Here is a 25,014-nt window from a genome sequence, read left to right on the forward strand (position 1 = left end):
CCACACCAGCCGAGCCGTGCCGCCCGTCCTTCAACCCGTGACCTTCCGGGTGGCGAGCCGGCGGCCGGCGGCCGGCATCACCGCCGAGTGCTGCTCGAGGAACCTGCTGAGCGCGGCCGGATCTCGTTGTCCCGCATGGGCCAGGAAGATGCCGGCGGCCTTGTGCACGGACGGTTCGGCGTCGGTGCACAGAATGGTGGCGACGTCGAAGCCGGCCGCGAGATCCGCCGGAGAGCCGTGCCGGGTGAACCACAGCGGCGCCGTCATGGCGGACCGCCGCCGCAGCGGCTCGACCGAGCCCGCCAGCTCGTGCAGGACGTCGTACGGGCCGGCGGCCAGGGCCGCGCCGACGACGCGTGGCGCGGCGCGGTCGACCATGTCCCACGTCGTGATCCGGTCGTGGTGGCCCAGGTAGGTCGAGCAGAGCACCCGGCTCCCCACGTCCTTGCGGGCCTGGAAGTCCAGGATGCTGAACGCGACCATCCGCGCCTCGTACGTGGGTTCGACCACGAGCCGCTCCCACTCGTCGAGCGGCATCGCGGTCGCCGCCTTGGCGACGTCGAACACGGACCTCATCCGGACGCCGATGGCAGGCTCGGCCGGGTCGAGTCGCCGTCGCACCTTGGCCAGCTCGTCAGCCGATGCCAGCGACTGCAGCTCGTCGACGACGGCACCAGCGGTCGGCAGCGCGCCCATCCACCGGAGCGTAGCGATGCCCCCAGCGCGCGGACGCCGAATCGTCGTGACGCCGAATCGTCGTGGACGCTGGAGCCGCCGTCCAGGATGCTGGGTCGGTGGACGAGAGCGCCGCGGATGCGCCTGACGTCGAGCGGCCGCCGCTCGCCGACCCCACGGACGCCACCAGCACCCCCGAGCTCCCCGCGGTCGCGGTCGTTCCCCTGGCCCTCGTCTCCGGCCTCACGGTCCTGGTCCTGCTCGTCCTGGCCCCGCACTACGGCTACTTCCGCGACGAGCTGTACTTCCTGGCCGCAGGCCGGCACCTGGCCTGGGGCTACCCCGACCAGGGCGTGCTGACGCCGGCCCTGGCCCGGGTGGCCGACGAGCTCGCGCAGCACTCGTTGCTCGCCCTGCGCACACCGGCCGCGCTGCTCACCGGCGTCACGGTGCTGGCCGCCGGGCTGACTGCCCGGGAGGTCGGCGGGGGACGGCTGGCCCAGCTGCTCGCCGCGGTCGCCGTGGCCACCGGCACCCTCACCCTGCTCACCGGTCACCTGCTGGCCACCTCCACCGCCGACCTGACGGTCTGGGTGGTGATCGGCTGGCTCACCACGCGCCTCCTGCGCACCCGGGACACCCGGCTGTGGCTCGTGCTAGGGGCGGTGTGTGGTCTGGGTCTGACGAACAAGGACCTGCCGCTCGCGCTGGCTGGCGCCACGGTCCTGGCGATCGCGATCGACCCCGGCGCCCGTCGGCTCCTGGCCAGTGGCTGGCTCGCCGCCGGGGCGGGCGCCGCGCTGCTGGCCTGGGCGCCAGGGCTGGTCTGGCAGGCCCGGCACGGCTGGCCGCAGGTCGAGCTGGCCGGGCAGATCCGCGACGAGTACGGCGTCCTGGGCGAGCGCATCGGCTTCCTCGCGATCCAGCTCACCATCTTCAGCGTCGGCGCCACGCTGGTGATGATCCCCGGCATCTGGATGCTGCTGCGGGACAAGGACTTCCGCGCCTACCGGCCGCTGGTCTGGATCGCCGCCATCGTGCTCGTCGTGTTCATCGTGACCGCCGGCCAGGTGTACTACCCGGCTGGCGCCTACGTGCCGTTGATCGCGGCCGGCGCGGTGGCCCTGGAGGCGCGCGGCGCCAGCTGGCGCAGCATCGCGATCGTGGTGGCGACGGCGGCCCTGCTGTTCCCGGCGGCGCTGCCGCTGCTGCCCGCGACCACGTTGGCGGACTCGCCGTGGAGCGGCCTGGGGGAGCAGCAGCGCGAGAGCGTCGGCTGGACCGACCTGGTCGACCAGGTCGCCGGTGCCTACGAGTCGATCCCGGCCGCCGAGCGTGCGTCCTCGGTCGTGTTCACCAGCAACTACGGGGAGGCTGGCGCGGTCGATGAGCTGGGCGCGGCCCGCGGCCTGCCAGCCGCCTACAGCGGGCACAACGGCTACGGGCTGTGGGGTCCACCGCCGCAGAGCATGACGGGCCCGGTCGTCGTGGTGGCGGAGGGGAGCCGACCGGACGACGTCTTCGACGGCTGCGACGAGGGACGCAAGGTCACCGGCCCCGTGCCCAACGAGGAACGGGATGAGGCGTGGATCTACGTCTGCGAAGGGCCCCGGGGTAGCTGGGGGGCTGTCTGGGCGGCGCTGGAGCACCTATCGTCATGAAGGTGACCTGACGGGCAGATCGGGCACTTCGCTCAGGTTCGCGGCCCGGACGCCGACGGGACAAGGAGATGTGACTGACATCGGGATCTGAGTCCTGGGGAGCCCCTGCATGCGAACGTTCGCCCGCCGTCCTGTGCACGCCGTGGTCGTGGTCCTCGCGGTCTGCGCCAGTGTGCTGCTGGCCACCACCAACGCGTCGGCCTCGCCGTTGAGCGAGGGCAGGCTGCCCACGTTCGGCAAGGCGATCGAGGGGTACGCGCCGTACCAGCCCCAGCTGACCTGCTCCGCCGGCGCCCAGAAGGGTGCGGTGCTGATGTCCCGTTGGCTGCTCAAGCGCTACCCGGGCAGCTCGTCGTCCGGGATCATGCGCGGGTGCACCGTCGGGTCCCGCAGCGAGCACAAGGACGGGCGCGCGTTCGACTGGCACGTGGACTTCCGCACCAAGAAGGGCAAGGCGCAGGGGCTGGCGTTCCTCAACCTGGCCCGGGCCACGGACCGGTACGGCAACCAGCACGCCATCGCCCGTCGGCTGGGCATCATGTACATCATCTGGAACGACCGGATCTACTCGGCCAGCAACGGCTTCCACGCCCGCCCGTACCGCAACGGCGCCTGCCCGCCGGGCCCGCTGTCGAAGTGCAGCTCGACGCTGCGGCACCGCGACCACATGCACATCTCGCTGGGCTGGTCCGGCGCCAAGGCGGTCACCTCGTTCTTCGACGGCACCGTCGCCGGCGTCACCTTCGGGCCGCGGCCGGTCCTGAACCAGGTCAAGCACCCCGTGGTCACCGTTCGGGTGCCTGCGACCGAGAAGCTCGTGCACACCGAGTTCGCGCTGCGCAAGGGCACGAAGTACCGCCTGGTCGCCACCGGCTACTACCGCGCGGCGGCCGGCACCAGGCTCGCCGACGCCGGTTGCTCCTGGCGCAACGACAACGACCTCGGCTGGTCCCCCCAGGCCCAGCAGACGACCTCCACCACCAAGCTCAAGCTGAGGGTCGGTACGTCGGCGGGCTGGGCTCCGGCCCGCGGGCTGGGCCGCTGCGACACGACGTCGCACACGTACGTCTGGGACTACACGCCGTCCGTCACGGCGCCGATGACGCTGTCGATCGATGACGGGCTGCTGACCAACAACAGCGGTGGGCTGACCCTGCGGGTGCTGCGCGCCGGCGCCTCCACGGCGGCCTACACGACGACCGTCCCTGCCGCGCCGAAGGCACCCACGACGGCGTACTCCGCCCCGAGCGGACCGGAGCTGACGGCTCCCGAGACCGTCCCGGTGGACGCCGTCCACGGCGGGCGCAGCGCCGGTTGGCTGCGGGCCGGTCAGCCGTACACGCTCACGGTCTCCGGCACCTGGCGGGCCGGCGAGGGACTGCTCGCGGACGCGGAGTGCACGAAGGCCCCGACCGGTCAGTGGGCGCTGCAGCGCTCGTCCGACCCGCTGCACCCGGCGCTGGACAGCTACGACCTGTTCGCGAACGGCACCGCCGTCGTGCCGGACGTCGCGGGTTGCCAGTCGAGCCACACGTACACCTACACGTACGTGCCCGCCCAGGACACCCGGCTGTCGCTCGCGGTGTGGGACACCGCGAGCAGCGACGACAGCGGTGCCCTGGCGGTGCAGGTCGAGCCGCGGGTCAGCTGAGGGCGCGGCTGGCCCCGCTCAGAGCTGCACGCCGCCGACGAGCAGGCCGATGCCGTAGGTGACGGCCATGGCCAGCGCGCCACCGATCACGTTGCGGCGCATGGCCCGCAGCCGGTCGGCGTTGCCGATCCGGGCCGACAGCCAGCCGGTCAGCGCGAGGGCGAGCACCACGGCCACGAAGGTCACGGGCACGCGCAGGGCGACCGGCGGGAGCAGGATCGCGAGCATCGGCAGCAGCGCGCCGACGACGAAGGACGACGCGGACGCCGCCGCCGCGTGCCAGGGGTTGGTCAGGTCGTCGGGGTCCAGTCCGAGCTCGGCGTCCACGTGGGCGGCGAACGCGTCGTGCTCGGTCAGCTCCTCGGCGACCTCACGGGCCAGGTCGGCCGACAGGCCCTTCTCCTGGTAGATCCCGGTCAGCTCGTCGAGCTCCTCGGCCGGCATCTCGCGCAGCTCGCGGCGTTCCTGCTCGAGCAGCGCGAGCTCGGTGTCGCGTTGCGTGCTGACCGAGACGTACTCGCCGGCGGCCATCGACAGGGCGCCGGCCACCAGGCCCGCGACACCGGCGGTGACGATCGTCTGGCGCTCGGTGGTGGCGCCCGCCACACCGACGACGATGCCGGCCACCGACACGATGCCGTCGTTGGCGCCGAGCACGGCTGCGCGCAACCAGTTGAGCTGGGCGCCGATCGACTGGCTGTGCTCCTCGCCGGGGTGGGCTCGGACGGGCTGCGCTGCACTGCTCACCGAGGCATCGTAGTTCGTGGTCGAAGCGTCAGCCACGAAGGAAAGGCTTGCCTCAGAACGGATCTGGCTGCCTAGAGCGCGCCACCGGCCGCGGCCGGGGCGGTCGGGTCGGCCTGCGCGCCGGCCATCTCGCGGGCCACGAAGTCCTCGAGGTGGAACAGGTTGTCGCCGGCCCGGCGGGCGATCGCGAGCAGCGTCGTCATGGACGCGACCTCCTCGACCTGCTCCTTCAGGAACCACTGCATGAACTGCTCACCGCGGTAGTCGCCTTCGTCCCGCGCGGTCCGGGCGAGCGCCTCGATCTGTCCGGTGACGACGCGCTCCTGGTTCAGCGCCAGCTCGATGGGGGCGATCACGTCCTCGAAGTCGCTGGTCACGTCGTCCACCCCCGGGACGAGGACCTTGGCGTCACTGTCGAGCAGGTACTGCACCATCATCATCGCGTGGTTGCGCTCCTCGACGGCCTGCGCGTAGAAGTGCGCGGCCAGCTGGGGCATGTCGAAGTCGTCGAACCACACGGCGACGGCGACGTACTGCTGCGACGCGGTGAACTCGTGACGGATCTGCTGACGCAGGAGGTCGAGGAAGGCGTTTCCCATGCCGGCGAGCCTAGTGGGCGGGCGTCAGCCCAGTGCCTGGGCCAGGCGCTGGCCGACGGCCGGGGCGAGCGACTTGCTGAAGCTCGCGGTCAGGTGGTGGTGGTCGCGGTAGAGCACGACTCCCTGCTGGGTCACCACCGGGCAGCTGGCGGTCGGGCATACCAGGTCGGTGAGGTCGAGCGTGGACACGCGCGGGCTGGCCGCCACCTCGGCGCGCAGCAGCTCGGCGTCGAGGTGCGTGTGCCCGGCCCGAGCGAACGCGCAGGCGGCCGGGTTCGCGGGGTGCTTGGACAGGCACGTCGGGACGTCGACGCCGGGCCGAGGCGTGTCCTGCAGGACGACCACCCGGGGCACGTCCGGGAGCGCAGCGACCGTGCGTGCCATCCCGGCCTGCCAGCGTGCACCGAGCTGGCCGGTGGGGACCCGTGCGCCGGACGCCGTCCGGGCGTCCCTCGTGTAGATCATGTACCGGCCGACGAAGACGGCGTCCAGGCCCTTGATGGCGGCCAGCCGCGTGAGCATGGTGTGCCGCCACGTCGGGCAGTTGGCGTACACCGCCTGCAGCGACGGCGACCAGACGGGCACGTCGACCGGGGCGCAGGCGCTCTTCGCGAAGTAGTAGAGGGTCCAGCCGTTGTCCTTGGCGGCCTGCACGAAAGCCGGCAACCACTGGGCCGCGTGCGAGTCACCGATCAGCGCGATGGTCCTGGTGCCGTGCGGTGCGCCGTACCGGCAGGCCGTCGTCGGTGGTACCTGGTCGCGTGGGTAGCCGATGTAGCAGGCGTTTCCGTTCGGCGGGAAGTCCGCTCGGGCCTCCTGCACGGTCATCGGGCTGGGGGCGGTCGCCGTCGGCCGTCCGGCGCTCGTCGGTGCCGTCGCGGAGGCGGCAGCCATCGCAGCCGCGGGCGGCGTCGCTGCGGGCACCGCGAGGCCGTACCCGGTGGGGATGGCCTCAACCTGTGCGGCGACGGGCAGGGTCAGCGAGGCCGCCGCCACCAAGGAGCCGACGACGAGCCCGGCGCCCACGGCTGCGGTCCGCAGCCGGGAGACCCGCAACCACGGCAGGGCGCGGGCCGGCTGCTCGACAAGCTGGTGCGACACCACGGCCAGGGCGAGCGAGACCAGCACGACGAGGAGCGTGACCGGGGCGGTCAGCCGCGGGGCGCCGTCATCACTGCCCGCCGGCACCGTCCCCCAGCGGGCCGCCACGAGGACCAGGCACGGCCAGTGCCACAGGTACCAGGCGTACGACGTCCGGCCGACGAACCGCAGCGGCGCGATTCGCAGCAGGCGCGGCACCGCGGCGACGTACATCCGTGCCCCCGACACGACCAGCAGGACGGTCCCCACCACGGGCACCAGCGCGGCGGTGCCAGGGAACGGGGTCTGCTCGTCCATCACGACCGCGGAGGCCACCACCAGCGCGAGCCCCAGGTAGCCGGCGAGCACCGCGGGGAGCCGACCCAGCCGGGGCAGCGCGGGTCTGGCCAGCGCGGCACCGGCGCCGGCGGCCAGCTCCCAGGCCCGGGTGTGCAGACCGAAGTACGCGAACGAGCCGTCCCCACCGACCCACCAGGAGACGGCCAGCGACCCGCCGCCGAGGACGGCGAGCGCGAGCACGATCCGGCGCCGCGCGACGACCCAGCGCCGGGCGGCCAGCCCGCCGGCGCCGGCCACGCAGATCAGCAGCAGCGGCCAGACCAGGTAGAACTGCTCCTCGACGGCCAGCGACCAGTAGTGCAGCACCGGGCTCTTCGCGGTGTCCGCCATGTACTGCGTGGACTCCATCGCGAAGTGCCAGTTGGCGACGCCCAGGGCGGCGCTCGACACGTCCCCGCCGACCGCACCCCGGTCGACGGCCGGCACCAGGAAGAAGGCGGCCGCGGTGGTGGCGACCAGGACGAGCGCGGACAGCGGCAGCAGGCGACGGATCCGCCGGGCGTAGAAGCCGGACAGTGAGATCCGCCCGGTGCTCTGCAGCTCGTCGACCAGCAGGCCGGTGATCAGGAACCCGGACAGCACGAAGAAGACGTCGACCCCGACGAACCCGCCGGACACGAAGGGCACGCCGGCGTGGAAGGCCACGACGAGACCGACGGCGAGCGCCCGCAGGCCCTCGATGTCACCGCGGTACCGCGGCGACAGCTGGCGCGCTCGTCGCCTCGCGGTACGGCTGGACGGGTCTGCAGGAGACATCGAAGTCCATGATGCCCGAGTAGCCCGCCGTATCCCTGTTCGCGCGTGCCGTGGCACGGCGCGGCGCCGGTAGACTGCGTCGACTCCCCGAACCGGACAGGACGTACCTTCATGCCCACGCAGAGCCGCGACGATATCCGTAATGTCGCGATCGTCGCCCACGTCGACCACGGCAAGACCACCCTCGTCGACGCCATGCTGTGGCAGTCCGGGGCCTTCGGTGAGCACCAGCACGTCGACGAGCGGGCGATGGACTCCGGCGACCTGGAGCGTGAGAAGGGCATCACGATCCTCGCCAAGAACACCGGCGTGAAGTACAAGGGTCCGGCGGCCGCCGCCATCGGCAAGCCCGAGGGCGTCACCATCAACATCATCGACACCCCCGGTCACGCCGACTTCGGCGGCGAGGTCGAGCGCGGGCTGAGCATGGTGGACGCGGTCTGCCTGCTGATCGACGCGTCCGAGGGCCCGCTGCCGCAGACCCGGTTCGTGCTGCGCAAGGCGCTCGAGGCGCGGCTCCCGGTCATCCTCGTGGTCAACAAGGTCGACCGTCCCGACGCGCGGATCAGCGAGGTCGTGGACGAGACCTACGAGCTCTTCATGGACCTCGACGCCGAGGAGGACCAGATCGAGTTCCCGATCGTGTACGCCTCGGCGCGGGCCGGTCGGGCGTCGCTGACCCGCCCGGAGGACGGCGGCATGCCGGACTCGGAGAACCTCGAGCCGCTGTTCGAGACGATCCTGAAGGCCGTCCCGGCCCCCGTGTACGACGACGAGCACCCGTTCCAGGCGCACGTGACCAACCTCGACGCCTCCCCGTTCCTGGGCCGGATCGCGCTGTGCCGTGTCCACCAGGGCACGGTGCGCAAGGGTCAGCAGGTCGTCTGGTGCCGGCACGACGGCACCCAGCAGCGGGTCAAGATCACCGAGCTGCTGATGACCCAGGCGCTGGAGCGGCTGCCCGCCGAGCAGGCCGGCCCCGGCGACATCATCGCGATCGCCGGCATCCCGGAGATCACGATCGGCGAGACGCTCGCGGACGCCGAGGACCCCCGCCCGCTCCCGTTGATCACTGTCGACGAGCCCGCCATCTCGATGACCATCGGCACGAACACCTCGCCCCTCGCCGGTCGCGGCCCGACCAAGAACACCAAGGTCACGGCCCGGCTGGTCAAGGACCGGCTGGACCGCGAGCTGGTCGGCAACGTCTCCATGCGCGTGCTGCCCACCGAGCGCCCGGACACCTGGGAGGTCCAGGGCCGCGGTGAGCTGGCGCTGGCCATCCTGGTCGAGCAGATGCGCCGCGAGGGCTTCGAGCTGACCGTGGGCAAGCCGCAGGTGGTCACCCGCGAGATCGACGGGAAGGTCCACGAGCCCGTCGAGCGGCTGACCGTCGACGCCCCGGAGGAGTACCTCGGCGCGATCACCCAGCTGCTCGCCGTCCGCAAGGGTCGGATGGAGCAGATGGTCAACCACGGCACCGGCTGGATCCGGATGGAGTTCCTGGTGCCCTCGCGCGGGCTGATCGGGTTCCGCACCGAGTTCCTGACCGAGAGCCGCGGCACGGGCATCGCCCACCAGGTCTTCGAGCGGTACGAGCCCTGGTTCGGCGAGCTGCGCACCCGGCCGAGCGGCTCCCTGGTGTCCGACCGCGCCGGCTCCTCGACGCAGTACGCCATGGCGAACCTTCAGGAGCGCGGCACGCTCTTCGTCGACCCCGGCACCGAGGTGTACGAGGGCATGGTGGTGGGGGAGAACTCCCGGGCGGACGACATGGACGTCAACATCACCAAGGAGAAGAAGATGACCAACGTCCGCTCCAACGCGGACGAGCTGGAGCGCCTGGTGCCGGCCCGCAAGCTGTCGCTGGAGCAGTCCCTGGAGTTCTGCCGGGACGAGGAGTGCGTCGAGGTCACGCCCGACGCGGTCCGTATCCGCATGGTCATCCTCAACGGCCATGACCGCCAGAAGGCGCACGGCCGCGCCCGTCGCGCCTGACCGAGCCTGCCGGCCGAAGGCCCCCGCGTCCTGCCCGGAGTGATCAACAACGGCCGGCCGGCGGGGCCGCCGGGGGCAGTCGATGCCCGAGATGTCCGATCTCGGGGTGCCCCATTCGTGGTCGAACCAGGTCACGAACGGGTGTCGGCGTAGTCTCGAGCCGAACCCCGACGAAACCTGACGAGCGCACCCAGGTCGCGGCGCGGTCACGATTGGGCAACGTAGGCCCTCACGTGTTGCAGCGCTCGTGCCTGGTTGGCATAGAGTCCACACGGCTTGAGAGCGTCCCCCACGGAAAGGCACCTTCCCCATGACCATTGCGTCGCAGTCCCTTGACCAGGAGACGCATGTCACTGAGGGTGCCGCCGGCATCGAGGGCCGGTCGCCGTCGCAGATCGCCTGGGGTCGACTGAAGCGCGACCGCGTGGGAATGATCAGCCTGCTCGTCGTCACGCTGTACGTCGTCATCGCGCTGCTCGCGCCGGTCATCACCCGGCTGCTGGGCGTCGACGCGAAGTACCACACCGACCTGATCGGTGACGGCGGCATGCCGAAGGCGTCGTCCTGGCTCAACCAGGGCATCTCCACCACGCACCTGCTGGGCATCGAGCCCGAGACCGGCCGCGACATCCTCGCCGAGCTCCTGTACGGCAGCCGGGTGTCCCTGCTGGTCGCCTTCTCGGCGACGCTGCTCACCGTGGTCATCGGCGTCGTCCTCGGCATCGTCGCCGGGTACAGCGGCGGCTGGCTCGACACCCTGCTGGGCCGCACGATGGACCTCATCCTGTGCGTTCCCCAGCTGGTGCTGCTGATCTCGCTGAGCCCGCTGGTGCTGAACGCGCTGGACAGCCGCTTCGGCATCGACGGCAACTCCGCCCGGTTGATCTACCTGATCGCCGTCTTCGGCATCTTCGGCTGGCCGTACCTGGCCCGCATCATCCGCGGCCAGGTGCTGAGCCTGCGGGAGCGGGAGTTCGTCGAGGCCGCGGTCTCGATCGGGGCCTCGACCCGGCGGATCCTCTTCAAGGAGATCCTCCCGAACCTCTGGGTGCCGATCCTCGTCTACTCCTCGCTGCTGCTGCCGTCGTACATCAGTGCGGAGGCCGCGCTGTCGTTCCTGGGCGTCGGCGTCGCGGAGCCGACGGTGACCTGGGGCAACATGCTGTCGAACTCGGTGAAGTACTACCAGGTCGTGCCGCTGTACCTGTTCATCCCGGGTATGGCGCTGTTCCTGCTGGTGCTCGCGTTCAACCTTCTCGGCGACTCGATCCGAGATGCGCTCGACCCGAGGGCGGGCCGCTCCTAGCGGCGAGAGCCCGAACCATCCACAAACTCCCCGGCTACTCGCCGGGAGCGGCCTACCGCACGCGGCGGGCCGGACGGGCCGAGCAAAAGTCTCGGCTCATCGACCAGGAGGAGAAAACATGGGCAAGGCCAAGACCGGTCTTCGCTTTGTGGCCCTGGCCTCGGTTGGCGCTTTGGCGCTGGCCGCGTGCGGCGGGGGCGACGACGGAGACAGTGCAACCGGGTCGAACAACAGCGGCAACAAGGGTGGCACCCTGACCATCCTCACGAACGCTGAGCAGTTCAACCACCTCGACCCTCAGCGGAACTACACCGGTGAGGACCTTGCTTTCTCGAGCGCGTACTTCGCTCGCACGCTCACCGCGTACAAGATGAGCCCGAACGGCGACGCCGCCGGCCAGCTCGTCGGTGACCTCGCGACGGACACCGGCAAGGCGACCGAAGAGGGCAAGACCTGGGCCTTCACGCTGCGTGACGGCGTCAAGTGGGAGGACGGCTCGGACGTCACCTGCGCCGACGTCAAGTACGGCGTGTCCCGTACCTTCGCGCAGACCGTCATCACCGACGGTCCGACCTACGCGATCAGCCTCCTGGACATCCCGAAGGACAAGGACGGCAACTCGACCTACAAGGGCCCGTACGAGACCTCGAAGAACGACACCGGGGCCTTCGACAAGGCTGTCGAGTGCTCCGCCGACGGCAAGACCATCACCTTCCACCTCGCGAAGCCGGCCGGTGACTTCAACTACACCGTCACCCTCTCCGCGTTCGCTCCGGTGCCGAAGGCCAAGGACAAGGGCGAGAAGTACGACGACGCCGTCGTCTCGAACGGTCCCTACAAGATCGCCGAGTACACCAAGGGTCAGCAGCTGGTCCTGGAGCGCAACACCAACTGGAGCGCCGCCAGCGACAGCTACCGTCCGGCCCTGCCGGACAAGGTCGTCGTGAAGTTCTCGATCGAGACCACCACGATCGACCAGCGCATGATGGCCGACTCGGGCGAGGACCAGACCGCGATCTCGCGTGACAACCTCGACACCGCGTCGCTCACCTCGGTGTTCAACGACGCTCGCTTCGAGTCGCGTCGGGTCAACGAGTTCGACCCGTACTCGCGCTACATCGCGATCAACGTCAACAAGGTCCCGAACGTCAAGCAGCGTCAGGCGATCGTCGTGGCTGCTGACCGTGCGGCCATGCGCACCATCTCCGGCGGTGCCTTCGCCGGTGACCTGGCCGACGGTGTCATCAAGCCCAACCTGCCCGCCGACTACGCCAAGTCGGGTATGTGGGACGGCATGTACGGCGGTCAGGTTCCGGACACCGGCAACCCCGACCTCGCCAAGAAGCTGATCTCCGAGTCGGGTGCTCCGATGCCGACGCTCACCTACCAGTACGGCAAGACCCCGGTCGCCGACAAGGCCGCTGCCTCGCTGCAGTCGTCCCTCGCCCGCGCCGGGATCAAGCTGAAGCTGTCGGCTCTGCCCCCGGGCGAGTACTACTCGATCGTCCAGGACCCGACCAAGGAAGAGGCTCTTGCTTCCGCTGGCTGGGGCCCGGACTGGCTGAACGCCTCCACGGTCATCCCGGAGCTGTTCACCAAGGCCGGTGGCTTCGACCTCTCCCGTGCGGACGACAAGGCGTTCACCGCCAAGTCCGACGCTGCCAAGGGTGAGACCGACCGCGCCAAGCAGGGCGACCTGTGGAAGGAGCTCAACAAGGAGGCCATGCAGCAGGCCTGGGTCCTCCCGACCCGGTTCGGCCGCGAGCAGCGCCTTGCTGGCTCCAAGGTGGGTAACGTCTCCGGTGACGGTGGCAAGGTTTACGTGTGGGCTCCCTACGGCTCCTGGAGCTACGGGGACCTGTACGTCAAGAAGTGATCTTCAGCTCCTGAGCTGAAAGGCTCCTGAGCCGAGACCGCTTCACCGTTCGACCAGGTTTCCGGGGGCGGGTGCAACCCACCCGCCCCCGGGGACCGGACCGGGCCACGCGCCCGGTTTACCGCTGCCCAGAATCCGGAGGCTTCCATGGGGACCTACATCATCCGACGACTGATCGCGATGATCCTCATGCTGATCGCGTTGAGCATGCTCGTCTTCGGGATCTTCACGATCCTGCCGGCCGACCCCGCCTCGCTCACCTGCGGCAAGTCGTGCAACGCGCAGGTCATCGCCCAGAACCGCATCCGGCTCGGGTACGACAAGCCGATCTACGAGCAGTACCTGAAGTTCGTGAAGGGCATCTTCGTCGGCCGTACGTACGGCACCGGCGCGGTGGCCTTCGAGTGCCCGGCGCCGAGCCTGGGCTACTCCTTCACCAAGCAGGCCTGCGTCACCGACCTCATCAAGACCCGTCTGCCGGTCACCGCCACCGAGGCCGTCGGCGCGTGCATCCTCTGGCTGATCACCGGCGTCTCCGTCGGCATCCTCGCCGCCCTCAAACGAGGTCGATGGCAGGACAGAGCAGCCACCGGTGCGGCACTGATCGGGTACTCGTTCCCGACGTTCTTCATCGGCCTCGTCCTGCAGTACTTCGTCTTCTTCAAGTTCCAGATCATGGACTACGCCGCCTACACCCCCTTCGCGGACGACCCCACGGCCTGGTTCAAGTCCTTCATCCTGCCGTGGATCACCTTGGCGCTGGTGTTCGCCGCGTTCTACTCGCGGCTCACCCGCAACCAGATGCTCGAGACCCTGGGTGAGGACTACATCCGGACCGCGCGGGCCAAGGGTCTGACCGAGCGCGTCGTCATCGGCAAGCACGCCCTGCGGTCGGGCCTGACGCCGATCGTCACGGCCGCCGGCCTCGACCTGGCCACGCTGCTGGGCGGTGTGGTCATCACCGAGCAGATCTTCGGCCTCCCCGGCCTGGGCAAGCTGTCGCTCGACGCGGCGGTCACGTCCGACCTGCCCCTGATTGTCGGGATGGTCCTGCTCGCATCCACCTTCGTCATCGTGGCCAACCTCGTCGTGGACTTGCTCTACGCGGTGATCGACCCGAGAGTGAGACTGTCATGAGCGCCTTCTTGGAGGTCGAGGACCTCAACGTCCGGTTCACGACGGAGGACGGCGTCGTCCGCGCCGTGGACGGCGTCACCTTCGACGTCGACAAGGGTCGGACGCTGGCCATCGTCGGCGAGTCCGGCTCCGGCAAGAGTGTGACCAGCGCGGCCATCATGGGCCTGCACAACCCCCGGCGGACCCACGTCAGCGGTTCGATCCGCTTGGACGGCGAGGAGATCGTCACCGCCAGCCCCGAGCGCCTGCGCGAGCTGCGTGGCAAGCGGATGGCGATGATCTTCCAGGACCCGCTGAGCTCGCTGCACCCGTTCTTCACGATCGGTTCGCAGCTGGTCGAGGCCGTCCAGGTGCACCGGGACATCAACAAGTCCGATGCCAAGAAGCGCGCCGTCGAGCTGCTCAAGAAGGTCGGCATCCCGAACGCCGAGCGCCGCGCGGGCGAGTTCCCGCACCAGCTCTCGGGCGGCATGCGCCAACGCGTGATGATCGCGATGGCGCTGATCAACGACCCGGACCTGCTGATCGCGGACGAGCCGACCACGGCGCTCGACGTGACGGTCCAGGCGCAGATCATCGAGCTGCTCAAGAGCCTGCAGAGCGAGTTCGGCACCGCGATCATCCTGATCACCCACGACCTGGGCGTCGTCGCCGAGACCGCCGACGACGTGGCCGTCATGTACGGCGCGCGGGTGGTCGAGCGCGGCACGGTGCGGGACATCTTCTACCGTCCGCAGATGCCCTACACCTGGGGCTTGCTCAGCTCACTGCCCCGGCTGGACGAGGCGGGTGGGGGACGGCTGTCGCCCATCCCCGGCCAGCCGCCGTCGCTGATCAACCTCCCGCAGGGCTGCGTGTTCCGTCCTCGCTGCCAGTACCACCAGTTCGTCACCGACGGCCGCTGCGACACCGTGCGACCGGTGCTCGACGAGGTCGCCGAGGGCCACTCCGCTCGCTGCCACCTGTCCGCGCCGGACAAGCAGCGCCTCGCGGCCGAGCGGCTCGCCTCCGTGGCGCCCAACACGCAGAAGGAGGGCGCGTGAGCGACCCGATCCTGAAGATCACCGACCTGCAGAAGTGGTTCCCGATCAGGGAGGGACTCCTTCGCCGGCAGGTAGGTGACGTCAAGGCCGTGGACGGCGTGAGCATCGGTCTGCGCGAGCGCGAGACGATCGGTCTCGTCGGTGAGAGCGGCTGCGGGAAGTCGACCGCCGGCCGCACCATGCTCAAGCTGCTCGAGCCGACCGGCGGGAAGATCGAGTACGAGGGCCGCGACATCACCAACCTGTCGCGCAAGCAGATGGTCCCGATGCGTCGCAAGATGCAGATGATCTTCCAGGACCCGTACAACTCGCTGAACCCCCGGCACACGGTGGGCTCGATCATCGGGGCGCCGTACGAGGTCCAGGGGGTCGTCCCGCAGGGCGGCGTCAAGGCGTCCGTGCAGGACATCATGGCGCGGGTCGGGCTCAACCCCGAGCACTACAACCGCTACCCGAACGAGTTCTCCGGTGGGCAGCGCCAGCGCATCGGCATCGCCCGGGCGATCACCCTGCGACCGAAGATCATCGTCGCGGACGAGCCGGTCTCCGCGCTCGACGTGTCGATCCAGGCCCAGGTCGTCAACCTGCTCGAGGACATCCAGGACGAGTTCGGCCTGTCCTACATCGTCATCGCGCACGACCTGTCCGTCGTCCGGCACATCTCGGACCGGGTCGCCGTCATGTACCTCGGCCACCTGGTCGAGTTCGCGGACGCGGAGGACCTCTACGGCCGTCCGCTGCACCCGTACACGAACGCGCTGATGTCCGCGGTGCCGATGCCGGACCCGGACCTCGACAAGACGCGTGAGCGGATCCTGCTGCAGGGCGACCTTCCCTCGCCGAGCGACCCGCCCTCGGGCTGCGTGTTCCGCACCCGCTGCTGGAAGGCCCAGGACCGCTGCGCCACCGAGATCCCGCTGCTGCGCGAGCTGACTCCGGGGCACACGGTGGCCTGCCACTTCCCGGAGCACGACCCGAAGGCCGCACAGACCAGGGACGCCGAGCCCGCGCTCGGGTGACGGCCGACTACCCGATCGAGGAGGAGCCGGTGGTGGGCGAGGAGCCCGGCCGCCGGCTCCTGCTCGTGCACGCCCACCCGGACGACGAGACGTTGACCACGGGCGTCACGATGGCGCGCTACGCCGCCGAGGGAGTGGGCGTCACGCTGGTCACCTGCACCCTCGGCGATGAGGGCGAGGTGATCCCCGCCGAGCTGCGCCACCTCGCCAGCGACCGCGACGACACGCTCGGCGCGCACCGGGCGGGCGAGCTGGTCCGGGCCATGGCCGCCCTCGGCGTCCCGGACCACCGACTGCTCGGGGATGGGCGCTGGCGCGACTCGGGGATGGTCTGGCTGGCTCCCGGGGTGGCCGGGGTCGCCGGCGACGTGCACCCCGACGCGTTCGCCCTCGCCGACCTCGACGAGGCCGCCGGCCTGCTCGCCGACGTCCTCCGGGAGGTCCGCCCCCAGGTCGTGGTGACCTACGACCCGGACGGCGGGTACGGCCACCCGGACCACGTGATGGCCCACCGGGTGACCATGCGGGCGGTCGAGCTCGCCGCGGACGACGGGGCCCGCCCCGGGTGGCAGGTGCTCGCCGTGCACTGGGTGCAGGTCGCCACGTCGTGGGCCCGCGCGGAGCGTCGCGCGGTGCTGGCCGCCGCGCAGGACGGCCGGCTGCCGGCCGGCATGCTCCCCCCGGACTACGCCGAGCACCCGCCGGCCGTGGTCGACGACGACCTGCTGGACGTGGTCGTGGAGGCCCCGGAGCACCTGCCTGCGGTGACGGCGGCCCTCGAGGCCCACGCCACCCAGGTGGTGGTGCGCCCGCCGTGGTTCGCGCTGTCGAACGACGTCGCGCAGCGGCTATCCGCGCGTGAGGGCTTCCGCCGGGTCCGGGGACCGCGAGCGACGATCGCCGAGAGCAGCGTCGCCGGACCGGCCGACGACCTGTTCGCCGGCCTGGGCCTGCCGCAGCGCTGACTGGGGCCTGATCGCACGTCACGCTCGGTGAGCGAACCGACCCCATGCGGGTGAGCGGGCGCGCCAACCGCCCTCCGATGGGCGAGGCTGGCCCTCTCACCGTGCTGGACAGTCAGCGCGCGGACGAAGGGGCTGGCCGTGGCTGGGACGACGGAGCACACGAACCTGCTGGCAGACCTGTCCGGGACGGTGCCGCTGCGCGGCGCGGACGTCGCGGTCACCCGCGAGCGCACGCGCCTTCGCCGGCTGCGCAAGGTCGCCGTGCTGCTGGGCGTGGTCCTGGTCTGGCTGTGGTGGCGGCTGCTGTCCGGCGACCCGGTCGGCATGCTGCAGCTGCCCCAGGTGGACCCGATCTACCTGATGACCGGCTTGTTCTTCTTCGTGCTCATCCTGGCGACGGTGCTGAGCCTGACCATGACCGGTCGCTCGCCGCACGTGGTCATGCGCCCCGAGCAGATCGACGTCGGCCTGGACGACGTCGTGGGCATCGACGTCGTCAAGGCCGAGGTCGTGCGCACGCTCAACCTGTTCCTGGCGCACCGCACGTTCACCGCGCAGATGGGCGGTCGCCCGCGCCGCGGCGTCCTGTTCGAGGGGCCCCCCGGGACCGGGAAGACGCACACGGCCAAGGCGCTGGCCAAGGAGGCCGGCGTCCCGTTCCTGATGGCCTCCGCGACGTCGTTCCAGTCCAGCATGCAGGGCGCCTCGCAGCGCCAGATCCGCAGCTTCTTCAAGGCGCTGCGCAAGGCGTCCCGCCAGTACGGCGGGGCCATCGGCTTCATCGACGAGTTCGACGCGATCGCGCTGAGCCGCCCGTCGACCGCGATGACCGCGGCGCCCGCGACGTCCAGCCAGCTGCTCGGCTGCGGGGGACTGACCGGCCTGCCGATGTCCAGCTCGACCGCGGGGACCGTGCACAGCGCGTTCACCGGGCCCGGTGACGGGCAGATGACCGTCAACGAGCTGCTGGTGCAGATGCAGTCGTTCGACCAGCCGACGGGCGGGCAGAAGCTGCGCGGCAAGCTCACCGACCTGGTCAACCTGGTGCTGCCGATGAACCACCAGCTCAAGGGCCCGGGCGTGCCGTGGGCCAACATCATGCTGCTGGCCTCGACCAACACGGCGGACCGGCTGGACCCGGCCCTGATGCGCCCCGGCCGGTTCGACCAGCGGCTCACCTTCGACCTGCCGTCCAAGGCCGGCCGCCGCCAGATCGTCGACCACTTCCTGGCCCGCAAGGCGCACGACGCTGCCCTGGACGGCGAGGACCGCCGGGACGCGCTCGCCGCGATCACCCAGGGCTACAGCCCGGCGATGCTGGAAGGGCTGTTGGACGAGGCGCTGGTCCGGGCCGTCGAGGGCGGCCGGACGGCGATGACCTGGGCGGACGTCGAGCACGCCCGGATGATCACCGAGATCGGGCTCGGGCAGCCGGTGGGCTACACCGCGCACGAGGAGCGGCTCATCGCCACCCACGAGGCCGGGCACGCCACGATGGCCTGGCTGGTCGCACCCACCCGCCGGCTCGAGGTGCTCACCATCATCAAGCGCCGGGACTCCCTCGGCCTGCTCGCCCACGGTGACGCCGAGGACGTGTACACCCGCTCGCGGGCCGAGCTGCGCGGGCTGATCCAGGTCGCGTTCGGCGGCCAGGTCGCCGAGGAGCTGTTCTTCGGGGACGTCTCGACCGGCCCCGGCGGTGACCTGCTCTACGCCACCAACGTCGCCGCCCAGATGGTCGGCGCGGCCGGCATGGTGGACACCCTGGTGTCCTACAACGCGATCTCCGGTTCGGCGCTCAGCGACTCGAACCTGGTCGGCCGCGTGCTCGGGGACTCCGAGGGGCGCCGCATGGTCGAGGACCTGCTGCAGGAGCAGAAGCGGGCCGTGCGCGACCTCATGAGCAACAACAAGCACCTGGTCGAGGCCCTGCGGGACGCGCTGCTCGAGCGGCACGAGCTGATCGGCCCGCAGATCACCGACGTCCTGGAGGCGGCGGCCGCGCGCCACGGCGACCTCGGTCGCCCCGGCGTGGCCTTCGCCGACGTCGTGATCGACCTGACGCAGGACCCGGCCGACCGGACCGACCGGCCCGCCGGGGGCGCCGGGGGCGACGGGGAGCGCCGCGTACCCTGACCGCGTGCCCTGGCAGCGTGCGACGTCGGGCCGGGGTGCTGGCGTCCCGGCTGCCCTGCGCGCTGCCGCGGTCGTGCTCGGCTGCCTGCTGCTCACCGCGGTGACCGCGTTCGTCGCCACGGTGACCCACCAGGGCGCCGTGACCGGGCCGGGCGGCGTGCGCTGGCCGGTGGGGCTGGGTCTGGCGCTCGCGCTGACCGCGTGCGTCGGTGCCTTCCTGCGCGCGCTGGGCCCTTCGCTCGCGGCCCGGTTGGCGGCTCTGGGTGGGTGGCTGCTGGTGCTGGCATGGGTCTCGAGCGGCTCGGCCGGTGAGGACGTGCTGGTTCCGGCGAACGGGCGCGGTTACGCGTGGCTGTTCGCCGGTCTGGTACTGCTGGCGGCCCTGCTGCTGCTCCCTGGGCGGGTGGCCCGCGCCGCCCGCGGTTAGGGTCGGGGAGTGAGCCTCGTGGGAACGCCGTCCGATCCGCAGCCCCTGCGGGCTGACGCTGACGTCGCGCGGTTCCGGCGCGCGATGGCCCGGTTCGCGACCGGGGTCACGGTGGTGACCGCGCGGGTGGCCGGGGTGGACCACGCGATGACCGCCAGCGCCTTCACGTCGGTGTCGCTGGAGCCGTTGCTGGTGCTGGTCTGCGTGGAGCGGGAGGCGCGCTTCCACGACGCTGTCACCGAGTCCGGGTACTGGGGCGTGAGCCTGCTGGACGAGTCGGCGCGGACGATCTCGCAGTGGCTGTCCACCCGCGGGCGTCCGCTGCACGGCCAGCTCGACCGGGTGCCGCACCGCCGCGGCCCGGTCACCGGGGTCGCGCTGGTCGACCCGGCGCTGGCGGCCATCGAGTGCCGGACGACGGACCTGCACCCGGCCGGTGACCACTCGATCGTGGTCGGTGAGGTGATGTCCATCGACCTGCCGGACAGCCCGGACGGGCCGCTGCTCTACCACCGCGGCGCGTACACCCACCTGCGCTGAGCCGGCTCGCCCCCGTCAGGACGGTGGCGCCACCCGGTAGTGGTAGCCGTGGTGGTCGGCGAACCCGAGACCGGCGTAGAGGCCGCGCGCGCCGCGGTTCTGCTCGGCGACCTGCAGGTACATGGACCGGTCACCGCGCTGCATCGCCCACTCGGCCAGGGCGCCGAGCACCAGGGTGGCCAGGCCCCGGCGGCGCTGGGCGGGCACCACCTCCATCGCGGTGACCCCGGTCCAGCCGCGGGACGACGCACCGCGGCCGACGGCGACCACCTGGTCGAGCGGTGGATCGGTGCCGCGCACCGTGACGAACACCTGCTCGGGTGCGGACAGCAGCAGCCGGCGCGCCACCGGGGGCAGCTCCTGGCCGCGGTAGTGGTAGACCGACAGCCACCCGTCGTCGGGCTCGGCGGCGTCGTGCAGCTCGAACCCGGCGGGCACCCCGGAGCTGGGGCCCACCGAGAACCCCGGCCCGCCCGGCTGGGCGACGGCAGCGGCGACGTCGCGGGTGGCGGCGCTCATCACCAGCGTCGGGGTGTCCACCTCGTAACCCCGTTCGGCGAGCAGGGCGTCGAGCTTGCTGTCGCGCTCGGCCAGCGGCCAGGGCAGGGCGAAGCGGGCGCCCAGTCCGCGCTCGGCGTACCACTGCTCGGCCCGGTCGACGGCCTGCTCGAGGGGCAGGCCGGGGTCGCCGACGGCCAGCACCGAGTTGGCCCGGCCGGTGAAGCCGTCGGCGGCGCGCAGGCGCCAGCCCTGGCCGCGCACGCCGAGCCAGTCCAGCTCGAGCGGGCGCCACCCGTCGACCATGACGTCCTCCAGCCCCTCCCATCCGATGGCCCGGTGCGGCGCGCCGCGCCGCTCGGGCGGGGGCGGCACGGGCTTACCGGCCACGACGTCCGCGAGCGGCACGACGACCTCGCCGTGCCGGCTGCGGATGCGGGCCGTCCCGTCGCCGTCGGCGTCCCAGGACAGCAGCTCACCGAGCACGTCCGCGACCCGTCCGTTGCCGATCCGACGCCGGACGACGACCCGCTGGCCGACCTGCTCGGGACCCAGTCGGGGGACGATGCGACCGGACACGCCACCCCTCCCTGTTCGCGACGGCTACCGTGTCCGCGATACTAGGTGCGGACCTGGTCGACAACCGGGCCGCGTACCACGGCGTGCACGCGCCGTCTGTTCGAGGAGGATCGCACGTGACGTACGTCATCGCCCAGCCCTGCGTCGACCTCAAGGACAAGGCCTGCATCGAGGAGTGTCCGGTCGACTGCATCTACGAGGGCGAGCGTTCGCTGTACATCCACCCCGACGAGTGCGTGGACTGCGGCGCCTGCGAGCCGGTCTGCCCCGTCGAGGCGATCTACTACGAGGACGACGTCCCCGAGCAGTGGAAGGAGTACTACACGGCGAACGTGGAGTTCTTCGACGACCTCGGCTCGCCTGGTGGTGCGGCCAAGCTCGGTGTCATCGCCAAGGACCACTCGATCATCACCGCCCTGCCGCCGCAGGAGCACGACGAGTAAGGGTGCAGCTCCCCGACTTCCCCTGGGACTCGCTCGCGCCTGCCGCAGCGAGGGCCAGGGCGCACCCCGGCGGCATCGTCGACCTGTCGGTCGGCACCCCCGTGGACCCCACCCCGCAGGTGGTGCAGGACGCGCTGCGGGCGGCGTCCGACGCGCCTGGCTACCCGCAGACCTGGGGGACGCCGGACCTGCGTGAGGCCGTCGCGGGCTGGTTCGCGCGCCGGCGCGGCGTCCCAGACGTCGACCCGGACGGCGTGCTGCCCACCGTGGGTTCCAAGGAGCTGGTGGCGTGGCTGCCGACCCTGCTGGGGCTCGGTGCGGGCGACCTCGTGGTGCACCCCGAGGTGGCCTACCCGACGTACGACGTGGGCGCCCGGATCGCCGGTGCCACACCGGTTCCGGCCGACGGGACGGCGCAGCTCGGCCCGGCGTCCTCGGCAGGCCCGGTGCGGCTGGTGTGGCTGAACTCGCCGTCCAACCCGACCGGCCGGGTGCTCGGCCGCGAGCACCTGGCCAAGGTGGTCCGCTGGGCTCGCGAGCGCGGCGCGATCGTGGCGAGCGACGAGTGCTACGCCGAGCTGGACTGGTCCGCTGACGGGGTGGGGTCGGTGCCCAGCGTCCTGGACCCCGAGGTCTGCGGCGGTTCGCACGAGGGGTTGCTCGCGGTCTACTCGCTGTCCAAGCAGTCCAGTGTCGCCGGGTACCGGGCGGCGTTCGTCGCGGGCGACCCGGCGCTGGTGAGGCGCCTGCTCGAGGTCCGCAAGCACGCCGGGATGATCGTGCCCTGGCCGGTGCAGCGCGCCATGCTCGCGGCCCTGGGCGACGACGAGCACGTCGCCGCGCAGAAGGCGCGGTACCGGGCCCGTCGTGACCGGCTCGCGCCGGCCCTGCAGCAGGCGGGGTTCCGGATCGACCACTCGCAGGCCGGGCTGTACCTGTGGGCGACCAGGGACGAGCCGGCAGGGGCAACCGTGGCCGGGCTCGCCGACCTCGGCATCCTGGTGGCGCCGGGGACCTTCTACGGTGCCGCCGGCGCCCAGCACGTGCGGGTGGCGCTGACCGCCTCCGACGAGCGCGTCGAGGCGGCCGCGCAGCGCTTGACGAGCCGCAGCGGTTGATCCCGGCTGTTCCGTTCGGGCGAGCCCTGATTGGTGGAGGTCGGGTACCGCCGGGTAGCGTCGGGGACGTGTGCGGCCGCCCGAGGCGTCGGCCGCCGGCTGGGCCCGACGTGACCCGTGGGCTGGTCGACGAGGACGAAGGAGCGGACGAACCATGGCGGACGATGCCATTCTCAAGCACGCCGGCGGCGAGCTGACCCTGTCCGGTGAGACGGCGACCGAGGGCGAGGACGCGTACAACATCTCCCCGCTGCTGAAGAACACCGGGCACGTCACGCTCGACCCGGGCTTCGTGAACACGGCGTCCTGCCGGTCGGCGATCACCTACATCGACGGTGACGCCGGCATCCTGCGCTACCGGGGCATCCCGATCGAGCAGCTGGCCGAGAAGTCCTCGTTCCTGGAGACCTCGTACCTGCTGATCTACGGCGAGCTGCCCACGCAGGCCGAGCTGGACGACTTCGACCAGCGGATCCGCCGGCACACGCTGCTGCACGAGGAGCTCAAGCGCTTCTTCGAGGGGTTCCCGCGCGACGCGCACCCCATGCCGGTGCTGTCCTCGGCGGTCTCGGCGCTGTCCACCTTCTACCAGGACAGCCTCAACCCCTTCGACCCCGAGCAGGTCGAGATCTCGACCGTCCGGCTGCTGGCGAAGCTGCCGACCATCGCGGCGTACGCGTACAAGAAGAGCGTCGGCCAGCCGATGCTGTACCCGGACAACTCGCTGTCGCTGACCGACAACTTCCTGCGGATGACGTTCGGCTTCCCGGCCGAGCCGTACGAGGTGGACCCGACGCTGACCAAGGCGCTGGACCAGCTCTTCATCCTGCACGCCGACCACGAGCAGAACTGCTCGACGTCCACGGTGCGGCTGGTCGGCTCGAGCCAGGCCAACCTGTTCGCCTCAATCTCGGCCGGCATCAACGCGCTGTTCGGCCCGCTGCACGGCGGGGCGAACCAGGCGGTCCTGGAGATGCTGCAGGGCATCAAGGACTCCGACGACGACGTCGACGCGTTCATGAAGAAGGTCAAGAACAAGGAGCAGGGCGTCCGGCTGATGGGCTTCGGGCACCGGGTCTACAAGAACTACGACCCGCGCGCGGCCATCATCAAGAAGACGGCGGACCAGGTGCTGGACCAGCTCGCCGGCGGCGACGAGCTGCTCGAGATCGCCCTGCGGCTGGAGGAGATCGCGCTGGCCGACGACTACTTCGTCGAGCGCAAGCTGTACCCGAACGTGGACTTCTACACCGGCCTGATCTACAAGGCGATGGGCTTCCCGACCCGGATGTTCACCGTGCTGTTCGCACTCGGCCGGCTGCCCGGCTGGATCGCCCAGTGGCGCGAGATGATCGAGGACCCGGAGACCAAGATCGGTCGCCCGCGCCAGCTGTACGTCGGAGCCACCGAGCGCGACTGGCAGCCCGTCTCCTCCCGCTGACCCACCCAGCCCCACCCCAAGCCCCATCCCGCACCATTCGCGCTACCCGTGGCTATTCGGCCTCGAAAACCACGTGAAGCGCGAATGGTGCGTCGGGTTTGCTAGGGGGCGAAGGTGACCACGACGCCGTCGCCGCCGTCGCTGGACGCCGTCCAGCCGTCGTCCGGCTTGGCGCGGTCCCAGACCTTGCCGTCCACGTAGACGCGTTCGATGCCGAGCCGGTCCGCACCGGCGACCGACCACTGGGCGAGCGACCACGCGGTCGTGACGCCGGGCGCGTCCAGCCGGACGCCGGGCACCTTGCCGGTCAGCCGGGACGACTGGACGGCGACCTGCTCGCGCCCCAGGGCCTTCAGGTACGGCGCTACGGCGGCCGCCCCGCCAGACGTCGAGTCGGGGTCCAGCCGGCAGGTCAGGGCCGCCTTGGAGTTCCCGGACAGCGCGGACGCGAGCACCCGGCCCTCCGGCTCGTGGTCGGCGTACGCCTCGGGGTAGGCCGAGCGCTGCACCTTCTGGGCGACCTTGGTGATCTCCATGGACCGGTAGCCCTCGATCTTGGTCAGCACGTCGTAGAAGGCGTTGGTGGCGTACACGGGGTCACTCACCTGCGCCTTGGTGCCCCAGCCCTGGGAGGGCCGCTGCTGGAACAGCCCGAGCGAGTCCCGGTCCCCGTAGTCGACGTTGATGAACTTCGACTCCTGGCGGGCCGTGGCCAGCGCGATGGTGGCTGCCCGGGCCGGTAGCCCGCGCTTCATGGCGATGCCGGCGATCGTGGCCGCGTTGGCCATCTGCTCGGGGGTGTACTCGAACGTCGTGCCGGACGCGGTGGCCTGGCAGGACGGCGACCCGAAGGGGTGGCTGCCCCCGCGCAGGGCGAACGCGCCCACGCCGACCGCCAGCACCGTGACGCCGGCGAGCACGACGTTGCGGGTGACGCGACCGCGGTGGGACAGGGGCAC

Annotated in this window: 21 protein-coding genes; 15 read left to right on the plus strand and 6 right to left on the minus strand. The window is 71.2% G+C overall.

Annotation, left to right across the window (positions count from 1 at the left end; all coding sequences use genetic code 11):
• Positions 1-30: 30 nt before the first annotated feature.
• Positions 31-696 (minus strand): DNA alkylation repair protein, encoded by a 666-nt coding sequence (locus ABEB17_RS14700; RefSeq protein WP_345717483.1) that lies wholly within the window; start codon positions 694-696, stop codon positions 31-33.
• Positions 697-794: 98 nt separating this feature from the next.
• Between ABEB17_RS14700 and ABEB17_RS14705 the strand changes: the two genes are divergently transcribed.
• Both ABEB17_RS14705 and ABEB17_RS14710 read left to right on the plus strand, forming a co-directional pair.
• Complete coding sequence (locus ABEB17_RS14705) at positions 795-2,336, plus strand: glycosyltransferase family 39 protein (RefSeq protein ID WP_345717484.1); 1,542 nt, start codon at positions 795-797, stop codon at positions 2,334-2,336.
• Between the two features lie 109 nt (positions 2,337-2,445).
• Positions 2,446-3,987: a VldE C-terminal domain-containing protein gene (locus ABEB17_RS14710; RefSeq protein WP_345717485.1), complete on the plus strand. Its 1,542-nt coding sequence runs from the start codon at positions 2,446-2,448 to the stop codon at positions 3,985-3,987.
• A gap of 18 nt (positions 3,988-4,005) precedes the next feature.
• Here ABEB17_RS14710 and ABEB17_RS14715 read toward each other — a convergent pair whose 3' ends face one another.
• The 3 genes from ABEB17_RS14715 to ABEB17_RS14725 form a co-directional block, all read right to left on the minus strand.
• Positions 4,006-4,734 carry a VIT1/CCC1 transporter family protein gene (locus ABEB17_RS14715; protein WP_345717486.1) on the minus strand — a complete coding sequence of 243 codons (729 nt, stop codon included), beginning with the start codon at positions 4,732-4,734 and terminating at the stop codon, positions 4,006-4,008.
• 71 nt (positions 4,735-4,805) lie between these two features.
• Positions 4,806-5,333, minus strand: coding sequence for a ferritin (locus ABEB17_RS14720; RefSeq protein WP_345717487.1), 528 nt, complete (start codon positions 5,331-5,333; stop codon positions 4,806-4,808).
• A gap of 24 nt (positions 5,334-5,357) precedes the next feature.
• Positions 5,358-7,529: an acyltransferase family protein gene (locus ABEB17_RS14725; protein ID WP_345717488.1), complete on the minus strand. Its 2,172-nt coding sequence runs from the start codon at positions 7,527-7,529 to the stop codon at positions 5,358-5,360.
• Between the two features lie 111 nt (positions 7,530-7,640).
• On the opposite strand from ABEB17_RS14725, the gene typA reads away from it, so the two are divergent.
• The 10 genes from typA (at position 7,641) to ABEB17_RS14775 (ending at position 19,976) form a co-directional block, all read left to right on the plus strand.
• Positions 7,641-9,527 (plus strand): translational GTPase TypA, encoded by a 1,887-nt coding sequence (gene typA / locus ABEB17_RS14730; protein ID WP_345717489.1) that lies wholly within the window; start codon positions 7,641-7,643, stop codon positions 9,525-9,527.
• A gap of 310 nt (positions 9,528-9,837) precedes the next feature.
• Positions 9,838-10,833, plus strand: a complete 996-nt coding sequence (locus ABEB17_RS14735) for an ABC transporter permease (RefSeq protein ID WP_345717490.1) — start codon at positions 9,838-9,840, stop codon at positions 10,831-10,833.
• A 118-nt stretch (positions 10,834-10,951) separates the two neighbouring features.
• Complete coding sequence (locus ABEB17_RS14740) at positions 10,952-12,709, plus strand: ABC transporter substrate-binding protein (protein ID WP_345717491.1); 1,758 nt, start codon at positions 10,952-10,954, stop codon at positions 12,707-12,709.
• A 147-nt stretch (positions 12,710-12,856) separates the two neighbouring features.
• Positions 12,857-13,846, plus strand: a complete 990-nt coding sequence (locus ABEB17_RS14745) for an ABC transporter permease (protein WP_345717492.1) — start codon at positions 12,857-12,859, stop codon at positions 13,844-13,846.
• A complete protein-coding gene (locus ABEB17_RS14750) occupies positions 13,843-14,889 on the plus strand; it encodes an ABC transporter ATP-binding protein (protein ID WP_345717493.1) in 1,047 nt (348 codons plus the stop codon). Before ABEB17_RS14745 ends, ABEB17_RS14750 begins: the two co-directional genes overlap by 4 nt.
• Positions 14,886-15,908 carry an ABC transporter ATP-binding protein gene (locus tag ABEB17_RS14755; protein WP_345717494.1) on the plus strand — a complete coding sequence of 341 codons (1,023 nt, stop codon included), beginning with the start codon at positions 14,886-14,888 and terminating at the stop codon, positions 15,906-15,908. Before ABEB17_RS14750 ends, ABEB17_RS14755 begins: the two co-directional genes overlap by 4 nt.
• Positions 15,905-16,873, plus strand: coding sequence for an N-acetyl-1-D-myo-inositol-2-amino-2-deoxy-alpha-D-glucopyranoside deacetylase (mshB, locus tag ABEB17_RS14760; RefSeq protein ID WP_345717495.1), 969 nt, complete (start codon positions 15,905-15,907; stop codon positions 16,871-16,873). Before ABEB17_RS14755 ends, mshB begins: the two co-directional genes overlap by 4 nt.
• A 138-nt stretch (positions 16,874-17,011) precedes the next feature.
• Positions 17,012-19,009 carry an AAA family ATPase gene (locus ABEB17_RS14765; RefSeq protein WP_345717496.1) on the plus strand — a complete coding sequence of 666 codons (1,998 nt, stop codon included), beginning with the start codon at positions 17,012-17,014 and terminating at the stop codon, positions 19,007-19,009.
• A gap of 4 nt (positions 19,010-19,013) precedes the next feature.
• Positions 19,014-19,436, plus strand: coding sequence for a hypothetical protein (locus tag ABEB17_RS14770; RefSeq protein WP_345717497.1), 423 nt, complete (start codon positions 19,014-19,016; stop codon positions 19,434-19,436).
• Between the two features lie 9 nt (positions 19,437-19,445).
• Positions 19,446-19,976, plus strand: a complete 531-nt coding sequence (locus tag ABEB17_RS14775; protein WP_345717498.1) for a flavin reductase family protein — start codon at positions 19,446-19,448, stop codon at positions 19,974-19,976.
• Positions 19,977-19,991: 15 nt separating this feature from the next.
• Here the strand turns inward: ABEB17_RS14775 and ABEB17_RS14780 are convergent, their stop codons facing one another.
• Entirely contained in the window at positions 19,992-21,053 is a 1,062-nt protein-coding gene (locus ABEB17_RS14780; RefSeq protein ID WP_345717499.1) for a GNAT family N-acetyltransferase, read from the minus strand.
• A 116-nt stretch (positions 21,054-21,169) separates the two neighbouring features.
• On the opposite strand from ABEB17_RS14780, the gene fdxA reads away from it, so the two are divergent.
• From fdxA to ABEB17_RS14795, 3 genes are all read left to right on the plus strand, one after another.
• Positions 21,170-21,496, plus strand: coding sequence for a ferredoxin (fdxA, locus tag ABEB17_RS14785; RefSeq protein ID WP_345717500.1), 327 nt, complete (start codon positions 21,170-21,172; stop codon positions 21,494-21,496).
• A gap of 2 nt (positions 21,497-21,498) precedes the next feature.
• Positions 21,499-22,614 (plus strand): succinyldiaminopimelate transaminase, encoded by a 1,116-nt coding sequence (gene dapC / locus ABEB17_RS14790; protein ID WP_345717501.1) that lies wholly within the window; start codon positions 21,499-21,501, stop codon positions 22,612-22,614.
• A gap of 154 nt (positions 22,615-22,768) precedes the next feature.
• The gene (locus ABEB17_RS14795) at positions 22,769-24,055 is read left to right on the plus strand and encodes a citrate synthase (protein WP_345717502.1); all 1,287 of its coding nucleotides are present in this window, start codon (positions 22,769-22,771) and stop codon (positions 24,053-24,055) included.
• 101 nt (positions 24,056-24,156) lie between these two features.
• On the opposite strand, the gene ABEB17_RS14800 is transcribed toward ABEB17_RS14795, so the two are convergent.
• The gene (locus ABEB17_RS14800; RefSeq protein WP_425551683.1) at positions 24,157-25,008 is read right to left on the minus strand and encodes a hypothetical protein; all 852 of its coding nucleotides are present in this window, start codon (positions 25,006-25,008) and stop codon (positions 24,157-24,159) included.
• Positions 25,009-25,014: the final 6 nt, after the last annotated feature.

This window comes from Angustibacter luteus (assembly GCF_039541115.1).
GTDB lineage: Bacteria > Actinomycetota > Actinomycetes > Actinomycetales > Angustibacteraceae > Angustibacter > Angustibacter luteus.